Here is a 13,853-nt window from a genome sequence, read left to right as displayed (position 1 = left end):
CCTGACGGCACGACTGTGTGGCAGAAAACGGGTTGGCCCTGGCGGGCCAACTTGGCTGCTTTCTTTGAGGGTTGGCAGGCCTGACGGCCTGCTGCACAAAGGGAGTGTGTCCTGCCTGACGGCAGGACTGAATTGAGTTGAGGCCTCTTCCCCTGACGGGGAAGAGTGCCGGCGCCTGTCGGCGCCGGTGATGTCAAAACCGTGTGGTTGCGCAGATATTTGAGTTGCCGCCACTCCCCTGCCGGGGAGCTTGGGCGGCTGTGTCCGGCTGTCGCCGGACGGGCGTCATTGCTCCCAATGTTCTATCCGGTCTCGTACTTCGTCCGGCTGTCGCCGGACTGAGTGGTTGTCAGGGTGGTTCACCTGGCTGGCGCCAGGTGCTTCCTGTGTTCGGGGGTGAGGATGCGTTGCGGTTCTGGGAGGCTGTGGTGGTGAGCGATGAGGGCACGACGCTGATGACGGTCAAGGTGGCTTTGGGTACACGGGTTCGGGTTCGGGAGGTGGTTGAGCGGTACCGCAAGGTTCGGCGGGCCCTGACGGGCAGTGCTGAGTGGGATGTGGCGGGCCTGAGTCGGGGTGAGGCCGCAGTGGTGCGGGCCGAGTTGCGCGCGGAGGTGGTTCGTTTGCGGGAGGCCGGTGAGCTGCTGGACACCGTGGATGCGATTGCTGCCTATGGGGTGCGGCGGGAGGTGGAGGCTCGGGGGTGGCGCAGGGTGTGGCCGGACGAAGGCCATGAGGTGGCCGGGGTGGGGCGGTGGCCGGGAGCTCGGGATGGGGGGTATCCGGAGGCTGTGTCGTTTCGTCTTCCGGCCGGGTTGGCGTGGCAGGTGCGGGCGGGGTGTTGGTCTGTGTCGGCTGAGGCGGTTGCTGGGCTTCGGGATTGGCGTGATCGGTATCCGGGGGTTGTCAGGCGGCGGCCGGAGCGTGGTGGTGAGGTGGCTCTCGCGGAGTATGAGCGGCTGGCTGATCAGATTGTGACCGTGGGTGATGTGTTGCGGGCCGGGTTGAGGTGGGGGCTTGGTTGACCTACATGCTGATCCTTAGTTTGTAAACTTCAAAATTGCTGTTCAGAGCGTTTTTTGATGGGTTGCTCTCATGTGAGTTAGGGGCTAGCTTCGTTCCGTGATTCTGTTACGGACTGTGCGGGTTGGAGGGTCGGGTATGGCTGTGCCAGCGGTGTACGAGGACTGGACACAGGTGCCCTGGTCTCTAGTGTCGAAGAGTCAGTTGGCGTCGGGTGATCTTCCGCGGGTGCCTGCGGGGCCGGTTGACGCACACGTGCGTTCCTACCGTCGGGGGCGGCGGAGCTCGGTGGGGCTGTACCGCGTGGAGCGGAGCCGGCCCACTGCGGCGTCGGCGGGGCAGTTGGAGGCTTCGGCCCGGCGGCGCACGCTATCAGCGCATGTGTGCCGACAGTGTGGCGCGTGCTGTGATCGCTCTCTTGCCGTGCGGGAGGGAGAGCGGCTGTGTCCGATGTGCTGGCGGATGCGGGAAGTGACCACGTTCCAGGCGCAGTTGCGGGAACGGCGGGGAGAGCTCAAGCGGTGGGCGCGGGAGGTGCTGGGTGATCAGCGCCTGGCGGTGGTGTGGGTGGAGGCGGTAAGTGGGGGCCAGACGGCGTCGGGCCGGGTACGTCCAGCGGCTGCGGCTGTGGTGACCGCTGTAGACGGGGGTGGACGCAGGCTGGTGGATGTGGCGGTGCGGTTCGCCGGGGTGGGCGGCCATGGGGTTCCCCGGGGCGCGTCTTCGCCGGCTGAAGGCGCCGTGGTGTTGGGGCGTGCCCTGGGTGGACGGCGGGTGCTGGCGTGGACGGAGGCTCAGGTGTCAGTACTGAGTGGCCGGTTGGAGAGGCTGGGGCATCCTCTGCAGTTGGAGGTGATCAGCAGTCAGCCGGGAGTGGGGTGGGACGGGTGGCCGATGTCGGTTCGGGATCGCGTGGCGCAGTGGCGTGGGCAGCTCGACCCTGCGACCGGGGCGCTGCTGCCGGCTTGGGAGCCCGGGTGCGCGGACCGTCTTCGTCTGCTGCTGGCGCGGATGGCGGAAAGGGACGCGGGTGACGGATGAGGTGCTGGGGGTTGATGCGATCGGGGTCGTTTCCTGGTCACAAGGGGTTACTGGTCAGTTTTCCCGGTGACTGTCAGTGGTGGCCTCTACCGTTTGGAGCGTGAGTCAGACACAGCAGACGGGGCCGGTGTTCTCCGGGCGCTCCAGTGCGGTCCGTGCGGGTGAGGTGGTCCTGAGCCTGGTGGCGTCCGGGCTGGTGGGGATGCGGGGTTGGGCGGGGGTGCGCCAGCTTCAGCAGCCGTACCATCAGAGTCTGCAGCTCGGGCTGGACCGGCTGGCTGCCTTATGTGTGCGGGCAGGCAGGGAGGCTCCGGTTGGTGTGCAGGATCTGGTGGGGGCATGGTGCACCGGGCAGGCGGTGGACGCCTGGCCGCTGGAGTTGGACCCCGACGCCCAGGTGCAGGGTGAGCGGCTCTTGATCGGCGGTGAGCCGAGCGAGTTCTGCCTGGAGTGGGCTGTTGCGGCCAAGGACGTGGTGTCCGAGGTGCACGAGAGCTCGCTGGTGAAGCACATTAAAGACACCGCTGCCCTGCTGGGGCGGCCTGAGTTGTACGCGCGGTGGCGGCTGTTCGTCACCGAACACGCGGTCCTGGGGCCGGACGCGTTTTTGGCGGCGAAGAATGCGGTGCTGGAGGTGCCGCAGTGGGCGACCTGGATGGAGGAGTCGTACGGGCCGGTGCCGGTCGAGTTGACGGTGCGCGGGCGCGTGGCCGTGTGCGGGGGGTGCGAGCAGTGGATCGCTCCGCGCTCAGACGGCTCGGTGCGGTGCCGGGTGTGGCGGTGCGGGCGGCGGCACGATCTGCCCGGGCCGGTCTGGGTGGAGGCGGAGGGGGCGCGGCGGCTGGAGCTGGAGCTGGTGCGGTTCGTTGCCCTGCCGGGGCATCCGGAGGTGGATCTGGCGCAGCGGCTGGCCGCACGGGGAGCACGGGTGGTGCTGTATCCGAAGCTGGACGCGCTGGATCTGGTGGCGTCCTGGCCAAACGGATACAGCGTCGGTGTGGATGTGAAGGACTGGCACAGTCCGTATCTCCTGGCCCGGCGCATCAAGACGTTCCCCAGCTGGGGTTCCGGTGATCCGCACGCCTATCGCCGGGGGTATCTGGTCGTTCCGCACGACCGGCTGCACGGCAACCGCGATTACCTGAAGATTCTTGCACGGCATAGTGCAGCGCTGCGGGCGCAGCCGCACATCGAGGTGGTCTCCGACTGGGATCTGGTCGGCTCGTGCCCGGATCTGGGGCCGGTGGGGGAGGTCGTCTGTGGCCCGTGATCGCAGCGGCTGGTACGAGGGGCTGGGGCATCAGCTACGGCGTGCGGCCAGGAGCCACGGCCTGGGCCGGGTGGATGTGCGGCTGGTGGCGTCGGTGGAGCTGGGGCTGTCGGCGCTGGAGGCGTGGGCGGCCGGTGCGGCCGCGGCGGATGCCTGGGCGCTGATGGGCGGGTACGACTTTCGTACCCGCCGGCAGCGGGCGGTGGCGATGACGTCGTCGCTGCGGTGGCTGGTGGGTGAGCTGAAGAGCAGGCACGCGTGGCACAAGCGGCTGGAGGCATACCAGGCGGTGCCGGAGATGCTGCGCCTGTTCGATGTGAAGGACCCACAGCAGGCTCCCCAGCGGCGGGTGTCGGTGTCGGTGGCCTCCCAGCGCAGCCGGGTCTATGCGCAGGCGTTGGCCGCGCTGCCGCAGCACCGTACGCACCGGGTGCGCCTGGCCCAGGAGGGCGTGCGGTACCGCATGGCGCGCGGGGATGCCGGCGTGGTCATCCCGGACGGGATGGTTCCCGGGCCCGCCCGGCGGCATCGCGTGGGGCGGCGGCGCAAGAAAGTGACCTTGCGTTGGTCGGCGCTTGCGGCGACGGCCGACCGCATGGATGCGGTCGACGCGCAGTTAGGTGAGCAGCGCAACTGGCGTCGCCGGATCGACGATCTGTACCTGCTGGTGCGGCACAACGGCCGGATGCGTGAGTCGAAGAGGCTGCCGCTTCAGGATCTGGTGCACGTGGTGGGCATGCCGGCCGTCGGCAAGACCACGCTGATCACCGTGGCGGCCGTGTGGGCGGGCGCCGAGCCGCAGCGGCGGCACACCCTGACGGTCATCCTCGGCGATGTCGTGGCCGTGTTGGACATGGTTACCGCGCTGTGCCGGTACGGGGTGCGGGCGGCGCCGATCCTGGGAGCGGCCAACCGGGGCCGGCACCTGCAGCAGGTGCACCGTCCCGTGGACGTGCATGCGCGGGGTCTGATGCTGCTGGAGGACCCCCGGCTGCGGTGGATCTCCACCTCGTGCGTGCTGCAGGGCGTGGCCGAGCTGACCGAGCCGCTGGCACTGAAGGACGCACCCTGTTCGCACCGGCTGCGGCCGTGGAGCAGCGAAGGGGCGGATCAGCAGCAGCGGGAGCCGGCCGTGGGCTGTTCGCTGCTTCCGGTGTGCGGGCGGCACGAGGCCGCGCGCGAGCTGGTGGACGCCACCGTGTGGGTGGCCACCCCCGCCAGCCTGATGTATTGCCGGGTGCCCGAGCAGTTGTCGCAGCACGACATGCGGTATCTGGAACTGGCCTGGCAGCGCAGCGACGCCTTCGTGGTGGACGAGGCCGACCGGGTGCAGATCCAGTGGGACCAGGCGTTCAGCCCCTCGCAGTCGCTGGCCGGGCCGGGTGAGGACGCCTGGCTGGACGAGGTGCGGCCGCTGTTCGAGCGGCACATGCGGCATACCCGCGGCCAGCACCTGTTCAGCGAGCCGGTGCGGGACTGGTCCGTCGACATCAGCACCGCCGGGCTGCTGGTGACCCACTTGCGCAGTCTGCTGGCCGAACACGCCCATGTGCGGGAGTGGCTGAGCCAGGGCTACTTCAACGAGTGGCGGCTGGCGATGCGGCTGGCCGGCGAGATCGCCCGCCGGCCGCGCCCGAAGGAGGAAGGGGCCACGAAGCGGCGGGGGCAGCCCGCGATGTGGGACTCGGACGAGGAGTGCCGCGAGCGGTGGAGGGCCGTCTTCGTGGAGTGGCTAGACGCTCCGGCCGGCCGCTACCGCGGCCAGGACGCGTCCTGCGCATTCCTGCGCGACCTGACCGCGCGCGGGTATCAGCCGCCCGGCCTGGTCACGCAGGATTTGGTGGAGTGGCTGCGCGGGCAGGACGACGTGGTGCTGAGCGGGGATCAGGCGCTGGAGCGGCTGGCCGTACGGTTCCAGGTCACGATGATCGTCGCGTTGCTCGCCGAGAAGCTCGCCCTGCTCACCCGTGCCTGCTGGGAAGTGGAGATGGAGACCGGGCTGGAAGCCATGGGCTCCAGCCTCGTGCACCGTCCGCCCGCGGAGTACCTGCCGCTGGTGCCGGAGTCCCCCATGGGCAACCTGCTGGGCTTCCAGTACCGCGAGAGTGAGGGTGCGGCGGAACAGATCGGCACCCTGTCCTTCTTCCGCTGTTCGGGCATCGGCCGCTGGCTGCTGATCAACCTGCCGCACCTGTACCGGGACGTGCCCAGCGTGGCGGGCAGTGAGGCGGATGAGGGGCCGGCGTGCCTGCTGCTGTCGGCCACCAGCTGGGCGGGGAACTCGCCGCGCTATGACGTACAGGTGCCCGTCGCTGGCATCCTGGCCTCCCGTACCGGCGACATGGTGCCCCTGCACGAGCGGATCGTGCTGAAGTACCTGCCGGTCAAGGCAGAGGACTACAGCGGAGCCACGCACGCGGTGGTCGTGTCGGGGCGGCTCGGCCAGGAGCGGATGGAGGCGCTGAGGGAGCTGCTGGCCGGACTGTGCGCCAGACAGCGTGGGTTGCGCGGGCCGCGCAGGAGCCGGCTGGAGGAGATCCGCGACAACCTGCCCGAAGGGCGGCAGCGTGTCCTGTTGCTGGTGGGCAGCTACCGGGAGGCCGAGGAGGTGCTGCGGCATCTGATCCGGCTGCGGCCCGAATGGGCCGATCAGATCCTGCAGATGGTGCCCGACGACGACTCCGGCAGCCACCACTGGAGCGGGCAGACCATCGCCCGCGGCAACGTGCACGCGATGACGAGCCACCGGGACGCCTGGATTCTGATCGCGCCTCAGCTGGCCATCGAGCGCGGACACAACATCCTCAACGACGACCACGTCGCCGCGCTGGGCGCCGCGTTCTATATGGTCCGCCCCCACCTGCATCCCGAAGACCTCAGCTACCACGTGCAGACGATGAACCGGTGGGCGGTGCAGGAGATCCGCGGCGGTGTGCCGTCGGCCGGTCCTGACACGGCGCTGGGCGAGCGGGCCCGGATGTTCCGTGAGCTGGCCAGCCGCACCTGGCTCGACATGCTGGAAGAGTCCTTGCGGTACGCGCTGACCGATGCCGGCTCGGCACAGCGGCGCGCCATGGACTGGACGAACATCGCCCCGCTGAACCAGATCATCGGCCGGATGCTGCGCGGCGGTGCCACGGCCCGCGTGTACTTCTGCGACGCCGCCTTCGACCCCACCCGCGACGACAGCACGCTGGTGGGCATGCTCGACGCCCTCAATGAAGCCCTCGACGGGCCTGATGAGGCGTTCGCCGGACCGCTGTACCGGCCCCTTCGTCAGTCCCTGCACATCCTGGTGGAGCAACATCGTGCGCTATGACCTCTTACAACCCCTCTCCCTGCGCCTGAAGTCCTTCGTCGGCCATCCGCTGGCGCAGTACTGGACGTGCGAGTTCCCCGCGGTGTGGGCGCGGCCTCTGCGCGAGGAGATCTTCCGGCCCGCAACGGCCGAGGGAGACGCAGAAGAAGAGGTGCGGGGCATTCCGCTGTGGGCGGTCAACAGTGCGATCGCCGCGCTGATGCCGCAGGTTCTCACGCATGACGCCCGCGCGCGCCGCGGCGAGATGTGGCTGGCCTGGTCGGCGGCCGCGGACGCAAAAACCCCTAACCGCGAGCAGTTGGTGGAGTTCGTCAAGGGCGGTCTGATGGCCGCCGCAATCCATCGCAACAAGCTGGCCGAGCGGCGCTCACGCAAGCCGGTCATCGACATCACGGCACTGGCCCGTATCCTGGATGCCTTTCGCGGGGAAGACCTCCACTTCACCCGCAAGACCCTCAGCCTCGGGCTGGGCGACGAGCCGGAGAGCTCCGACTACACCCTGGTGCCGCACGCGCTGGCCGCGCATCTGTGCACGAGCGGCTGGAAGGTTGTCCATGGCAAGGCCAACGCACCGGAGGATCCGGATGCCGGTGCCGCGGTGGACGAGGCCGGCGACGCACTCCAGGGGGGCGAGCGGGAGGACGAGGAGATCGGGTCTGCGGCGGTGCACACGTCCTCGTGGCGGCGGACGGCCGCCCGTGACGGGGCGGAGCTGGTGTCCTGGCCGCCACACGTGTACGAGAGCTCGGGCGGCGTGCGCTACCCGTGGTCCTACACGCTACGGCTGTCGGTGCAGACCAGGGGCTTGGAGGCGACGGTGCAGCCGCGGCTGCACGTGCGGGTAGGGATGCGCCGCTGGGCCCGCTACAACGTCTTCGATGCGAAGCGGAACATCGGCGTGCACCTGCTGTCCCCCTCCCCCTGGGCGGATGCCAGCAGCCCGTTCGGGCTCGCGTCCATGACCTGGCACCCCGGCCCGGCCGGAAAGAAGCAGGGCTTCATGGGATGGACCAACGACCTGGTGCCCACACTGGAGCGCCTGGGCTCCTTCGCGCTCCTGCCCGATCCCGCCGACCTGGCCCGGGACCCAATGGCCTTCTTGGATCCGGAGCCAGACATCGAGGGCCGGCCCCGGCCGCCCATCGCCGGTGTCCCCTACCGGCCCGGGCTGGGAAAGAACACCGGACACGCCGTCGGCGACGGCATCTCCGCCAAGGACAAGTGGCGCATCTTCAGCCAACTGGTGCCCGCCCTGGCCGACTTCGCCGAGATCGACACTGCCTGCGAACGTGTCCCCATCCCCTCCCGCACGCGGCCCTCTGCCGCAGATCTGCTGCGCATCGACCGCAGCACGCTGGCTAAGGCGGCCGGGCCGCGAATCGAGATCGTGCTGTGGTGCGACACCACCACCATGCGCGACGAGGCACTGAACGCGGTTGCGTTCGCACTGGACCTGCCCGTAGACGTGGCTGGCCAGCCCGGGCTGGTTGCGTCCTGGCGGCAGCGGTTTTCCACCGCCGAGCTGGAGGTGCTGCTGCGCGTCGAGCCGGTGGGTGAGATCGCCGACGACCTGGAGCTGGATCAGAGCATCACCCGGCGCAACGACCGCCTCAAGGCAGCCGGCGTCAGCCGCCAGCTGCAGGTCAGCCGCATCCTCGGGCATCCCGAGCCCGGGACGACAGCCCGCTTCGTCCTGGTGGAGATGCGCGGCGCCGACGGTTTCACCTCCGCGGACCACGACCCAAAGATGGTGGTGAAGGCCGGGGCAGCACTGTGCGAGGCCGTCACCCAGAACCTGCTGCCGCCCTCCGCGAGCGAGGAGGCGGCAGGCGGCCTTGACGACGAGGACGCAGCACAAGTGGACACGGGTAAGGAGACGGCGAGCAGTCGGCGGGAACGCACCCGCAGGGCCGTCAGTGACCTGCTGATCCGACAGACCGGCTTGATCAGGCCGCCGGCCAAGCAGGGCACCAAGGCCCAGGAGCTGACCGATGTCGCCTGCCTCGGACTGTGGATGGTACGCCGCACCGGCGACTTCAAGACCGTCATGCCGCTGGCCGTGGCCACCGTGCCCGACCGGCCCCACGCCCTGGTCCGTCTGCCCCAGTCCGGCTGGCTCCCCTATCACCGGGCTGCCATCCAGCTGGCCGGCTGGAACCGTCCCCGCACCTTCGGCAAAGGGGAGGTGCAGGAATTCTTCGCCGAATGCGTGGCCGAGTCCTGCGACGGCGGCGACCTGGCGCTGTTCACCCTGGCGCAGAACGTCCGCTCGCTGTGCCCGGCTCTGACCAATCCGAACCTGGCCGCCGACCGGCTCGCCTTCCACCCGGACAAGCCATTGGCGGCGAACGACTACAAGGGGCTGCGGCACATCCGGCTGCGGACCAACGTCGGTAACGAGACCGCCCAGCACTTCGCGTTCGGCAAGGACGGCCCGGACAAACAGGTGGGTGTGGGCGCGGGACTGTGGGCCAGCAAGGACAACGACCGGCTGTTCTTCGCCACCGCCGACAAACCCTCCACCGCCGGGCCGGGCAGCCCGAGTGGCTCCCGGCTGGAGCGGCACTGGGGCAAGGTCAGCAAGGACCGGGAGGACTGGAAACTCGATACCCGCAAGGACGTGTGGAATCCGCAGCTGCTGGAACTGCTCGTGGCGGTCAAGCAGAACGGCGACTCACCTGCGGCATGGGCGGCCCTGGCGCACCAGCGGCGCTCCGCGGCCGCGCACTTCGCCGATCCTCTGATGCTGCCCATCGAGCTGCACCTGGCCTACAAGCTCGGCGAGGTGCTGCTGCCCTCGCACCAGCTCGAGCCGATCGACCAGCCGGAATCCTCATGACACCGCCTGCACCACCCACGCCGCCCGGCGGGCAGCCGGGCGGTGCAGGACGCGCCGTCCAGGGCCTGAACGCGCGCCAGCAGACCTACCTCGAGGTGCTGTACGCGCTCGACCAGGACAACGAGGAGGCCCAGAGGCGACGCTGGCACGCCACCCGAGAGCGGCAGCCAGCCGAGCAGTGGCGATGGATCACCTACAGCATCGACCACCCGGCCGCCGAAGCCACGTCGGCCCAGCAGCAATTGGGCCAGCGTCAGGTCCTGGATGCGGGCACCGGTGCCACGCTGGCCGCGCTGCAACGCAGGGGGCTGATCGAGCTACGGCGGGTGGCGCAGGACTCCCCCGGCGGCCCGGTCTGGCACACCCACGTCCGGCTCACCCGCAGCGGCCGGGCCGCCGCACGGGCGCTGCAACCGCCGTCCGCCGAGCCCGTCCCCGACCGCTCGCTGCTGCCCGAGTGGCTGCAGGCAGCGCTCGAGACCGTCGCCGCCGCCCCCGAGCAGACCCTCGCCAAGATCGCCATCGGGCGGGTGGCGGCCCGCCGACTCGGCCCGCACGGGCATGGCTACATCGAGGACGCCAGTGCGTGGCAGTACCGCCTCACCTCGGCCGGGCAGGCCTACCTTGCCGCGTGCTCCGGGCGGGCAGGGGGCAGTTGACAGCAGGCCCGTCGTGACGGGCGGTACGTGGGCGCTGTCACGTCTGTCACTAGGATGAGCCATCCGCAGCGCGGTGAGGGGCCTTGCTGGACGGGGCTTCTTGCCCCGACGATTCTGAGGAAGTTGCGTCGCGAATGTCTTTGCAGGTGGTGTACGGCGAGAGCCGGGATCGGATCCGTGCCTCGTTGCTGGCGGAGCAGCTGCGGGAGGTGGCCGACGAGGGGACGGTGTATCTCGGGTATCCGGTGCTGGCTACGGCTGACGAGACCGTCGAGGTGGATGCCTTGATGGTCAGCCAAGCGCATGGCCTGGTCGCGTTCTTGCTACCTGACTCGGTTCCCCGGAATGCGCAGGAGTGGGAGGAGGCGCAGGCTCGCCAGGACCGGCTCTACAACGTGCTGGACAGCACTCTCAGCAAGCACAGCACGCTGCGCAAACGCCGTTCACTCGCGGTGGACATCACCACGGTGACGGTGTTTCCGGGCCGTGTGGAGGCTCCGGAGTCTGACGCCGAGGGCAGCATCTACTGCGATCTTCAGGATGTGGCGGCACAGATCGGCCGGTTGCCGGGGATGGATGAGTCCCTCGAGCGGGCGGTGCAGGCCGCGCTGCAGCGTGTGACGACCATGAGGCCGGGCAAAAAGCGGGCCTCGGTCCAGGACGACGCCTCACGCGGCGCCGTCTTGAAGATCATTGAGGCGGGGATAGCCAACCTGGACCAGTGGCAGAAGGCAGCCGCCATTGAGACCCCGGAAGGACCGCAGCGCATCCGGGGTCTGGCCGGGTCGGGCAAGACGGTGGTCCTGGCGTTGAAGGCTGCCTACCTGCACACCCAGCACCCCGAGTGGCGCATCGCCTTCACGTACTACTCCCGGGCCTTGCACGAGCAGATCGACAATCTCGTCACGCGGTTCGCGTTCGAGTACAGCAACGACCGACCGGACGAGGAGTACCTGCAGATCATGCACTCGTGGGGCTCCGCCTCCCGGGCCGGCCTGTACAGCGAAATGGCCCGCGCGGCCGGGACGACGGTGCGGGACTGGAACTACGCCCGCGCTGCGTACGGGATGGACGACGCCTTCCAGGGCGTCTGCCGCGAGCTTTTGACGATCGTCCAAGAGACCCGCCCCGCCCCCATTTTCGATGTCGTTCTCATCGACGAGGCCCAGGATCTCCCCCCGGAGTTCTTCCAGCTGGTCTATCACTTCACCAAGGACCCCAAGCGGATCGTGTGGGGGTATGACGAGCTTCAGAAGCTGTCGGAGTCGGCGATGCCGAGCACGGACGAGCTCTTCGGCACCGGCCCCGAAGGGGAGAGCCTGGTCAGCATCATCAACCGGGACAAGGAGCCAAGAAAGGACATCGTCCTGCCCGTCTGCTACCGCAACACTCCGTGGGCTCTGGCCACCGCGCACGCCCTGGGGATCGGTGCCTACCGGGAGGGCAGCCTGCTGCAGCACTTCGACGATCCGGAGCTGTGGAATGACATCGGCTACGAGACCGTGCGCGGCGAACTGGCTCTCGGTGCACCTGTCGCCCTCAGGCGCAAGCACGACAGCGCCCCCGCCTACTTCCGCGAGCAGCTGAGGGTGGACGACGCCGTCGTCATGCAGGCATTCGACACTCAAGAGGCACAGGACATCTGGGTGGCCCGGCAGATCCAGCAGAACCTCGCCGAGGACGAGCTGGAGCACGACGATATTCTGATCGTCCTGCCCGACGTCTACCGCGCCAAGTCCCGCGCGCCCCGGCTGATGCGGACCCTGCGCGAACACGGCATCCCCTCGCACCTGGTCGGCGTCAGCACCAGCGCGGACACGGTCTTCGTCAGGGACTCCGTCGCCCTGGCGCACATCTTCCGGGCCAAGGGCAACGAGGCACCGATGGTCTACGTCATCGACGCCCAGCACGCGGCCCACGACTACAACGCCGTCACCCGCCGCAACACGCTCTTCACCGCCATCACCCGCAGCCGGGCCTGGGTGCGCATCGTGGGCTACGGCGACGCCATGGACGTGATCTCACGCGAGGTCGACACCGTCCGGGCCAAGAACTTCCAGCTGGAATTCACTATCCCCAGCCGCGCAGAGCTGGACCGGATGCGGCAGGTGAACCGCAACCCGTCTGTCCACGGCCGCGCTTCGGTGAAACGGGCCACCGAAGGCCTGCAGATGTTCATGGAAGCCTACGAGGCAGAAGAGATCGACCTCGGTGACATCCCCCCCGCCTTGCGCACGCGTCTGATGACCAAGCTGAGGGAAGAGCTGCCGGGTGACGACGCCTAGAGCCGTCCGCGACGACATCAACAACCTGCTCGACTACCTGCTGGCCTCGGAGATCGCCGTGTACATCAACACGGTGTCTATCGACGGCACCAGAGTCTCGTGGCACTCGCTGGATCCCAGCATGCCCTTCCTCACCCACCGCGGGGATCCCGGCCTGGAGGACTACCGTCGGTGGGTGGAGGCTGGCGCTTTTTCCGCCTACCTCTTCGACGGAGCCCTCCTGCAGCTCACCTACGACGTGGAAGGAGGGGAGATAACCGGCCACCGGCTCGCCTACATACCCGCGCCGTATCGCATGGACAGGGAGCTGGTCCGCGTCGAACCACTGCTGGACGTCGTCGACCTCTACGTGGCAGACAGCCCCACCAGCATGGTGCTGCACTCGGCCATACGCTTCGACTTCGACCCCGCCTCCGCCACCCTGGGGCATCCCGCTTCTCATCTGACCATCAATTCGGCGCACTGCCGGATCGCCTGCTCCGCACCTATGCACGTGGGGCGGTTCGCCGATTTCATCTTCCGGCACTTCTACGCCGACCTGTGGGCAGCCCACCGCGGCTACTTCACCGGAGGCGCCACGCGCCAGATCGGTGAGCGCACGCTCACGGACGAGGACCGCGCGAGCCCCCACCTGATGTGGCATTAGCCGGCCTTGCGGGTGAGCGGGTCCGCTGTCCCCGACCGGCACGGCGGCTGGCAAGTCTCCGGAGGCCGACCTCGACGAACTGCGCGACACCGCCGACGACGCCCGGCGCTGGGACTCAAGGTACGGGGGCGGAAGGTGGTGGTCGACGCGAGAATGACATTGCCGTTCGTCACTCATGCCAGCAACGAGTGAGTACCACCCGCCAGCGTCAACGACCAGGCCCACCGCACCTGCACCACTGACGCCCAGACGACGACGTGCAACCGACACTCCCCCTCAGACCATCAGGCCGCCGTCCTGTCGAACATGATCGGCAGGCAGAAGAAGGGCAAGAGCGAGGCCGCCCACGCAGAGATCGCATGACCTCCTCGCCAAATTGTTGAACGGCCTGCGCGACGAGGCAACGCAACAGCCCGTTGTCGGCCGAGCCCGCCCATCGTTTGAGCATGCCAAGCCAGGGTCCAGTGAAGCCCTGAGGTGGTAGGCCTTTCGGGTTGCACCGCAGGTCGCGTAGTCACTGGATGACCGGCCGCTGGCCGCTTTCTCGCGTCGGACCGAGTGCACCAGGAGCGGCGTGACGCCTCCCCGGGATCCGGCCGGGGCATCTCACTGCCTGTTCTCTATCCGTTCGCGCGGTCGGGCAGGTTCGAACGGGGTCCTGGTTCGGGTGAGTTGCCCGGGGCGGGTGCATGAAGGAAGGGCCTCTTGGTAGCTCGCGGATGTCGAGTCCAGCGAGAAGCAAGAGGCCCTGTTGTCGAAGTGTCGCGTGGT

7 protein-coding genes are annotated in these 13,853 nt (G+C 68.7%); all 7 read left to right on the top strand.

The window, feature by feature from the left end; translation table 11 throughout:
• Positions 1–386: 386 nt before the first annotated feature.
• The 7 genes from ACH4F6_RS36190 to ACH4F6_RS36160 all read left to right on the top strand — a co-directional run bounded on the left by ACH4F6_RS36190 (position 387) and on the right by ACH4F6_RS36160 (position 13,082).
• The gene (locus tag ACH4F6_RS36190; RefSeq protein WP_397964646.1) at positions 387–1,025 is read left to right on the top strand and encodes a hypothetical protein; all 639 of its coding nucleotides are present in this window, start codon (positions 387–389) and stop codon (positions 1,023–1,025) included.
• 1,139 nt (positions 1,026–2,164) lie between these two features.
• On the top strand, positions 2,165–3,334 hold the full coding sequence (locus ACH4F6_RS36185; RefSeq protein ID WP_397964644.1) for a hypothetical protein: 1,170 nt from the start codon (positions 2,165–2,167) through the stop codon (positions 3,332–3,334).
• Positions 3,324–6,653, top strand: a complete 3,330-nt coding sequence (locus ACH4F6_RS36180; protein ID WP_397964642.1) for a hypothetical protein — start codon at positions 3,324–3,326, stop codon at positions 6,651–6,653. Before ACH4F6_RS36185 ends, ACH4F6_RS36180 begins: the two co-directional genes overlap by 11 nt.
• Positions 6,643–9,492 carry an RNaseH domain-containing protein gene (locus tag ACH4F6_RS36175; protein ID WP_397964641.1) on the top strand — a complete coding sequence of 950 codons (2,850 nt, stop codon included), beginning with the start codon at positions 6,643–6,645 and terminating at the stop codon, positions 9,490–9,492. Before ACH4F6_RS36180 ends, ACH4F6_RS36175 begins: the two co-directional genes overlap by 11 nt.
• Positions 9,489–10,151, top strand: coding sequence for a hypothetical protein (locus tag ACH4F6_RS36170; protein WP_397964640.1), 663 nt, complete (start codon positions 9,489–9,491; stop codon positions 10,149–10,151). The genes ACH4F6_RS36175 and ACH4F6_RS36170 overlap by 4 nt, the downstream gene beginning before the upstream one ends.
• A 134-nt stretch (positions 10,152–10,285) precedes the next feature.
• The gene (locus tag ACH4F6_RS36165; RefSeq protein WP_397964639.1) at positions 10,286–12,436 is read left to right on the top strand and encodes a DEAD/DEAH box helicase; all 2,151 of its coding nucleotides are present in this window, start codon (positions 10,286–10,288) and stop codon (positions 12,434–12,436) included.
• Complete coding sequence (locus ACH4F6_RS36160; RefSeq protein ID WP_397964638.1) at positions 12,423–13,082, top strand: DUF2290 domain-containing protein; 660 nt, start codon at positions 12,423–12,425, stop codon at positions 13,080–13,082. The genes ACH4F6_RS36165 and ACH4F6_RS36160 overlap by 14 nt, the downstream gene beginning before the upstream one ends.
• The last annotated feature ends 771 nt before the right edge of the window (positions 13,083–13,853 follow it).

The sequence above is a fragment of the Streptomyces sp. NPDC017936 genome (assembly GCF_044328485.1).
Lineage (GTDB): Bacteria > Actinomycetota > Actinomycetes > Streptomycetales > Streptomycetaceae > Streptomyces.
Note: the sequence above shows the minus strand (reverse complement) of the source record. Positions and strands in the feature narration are given on the sequence as shown.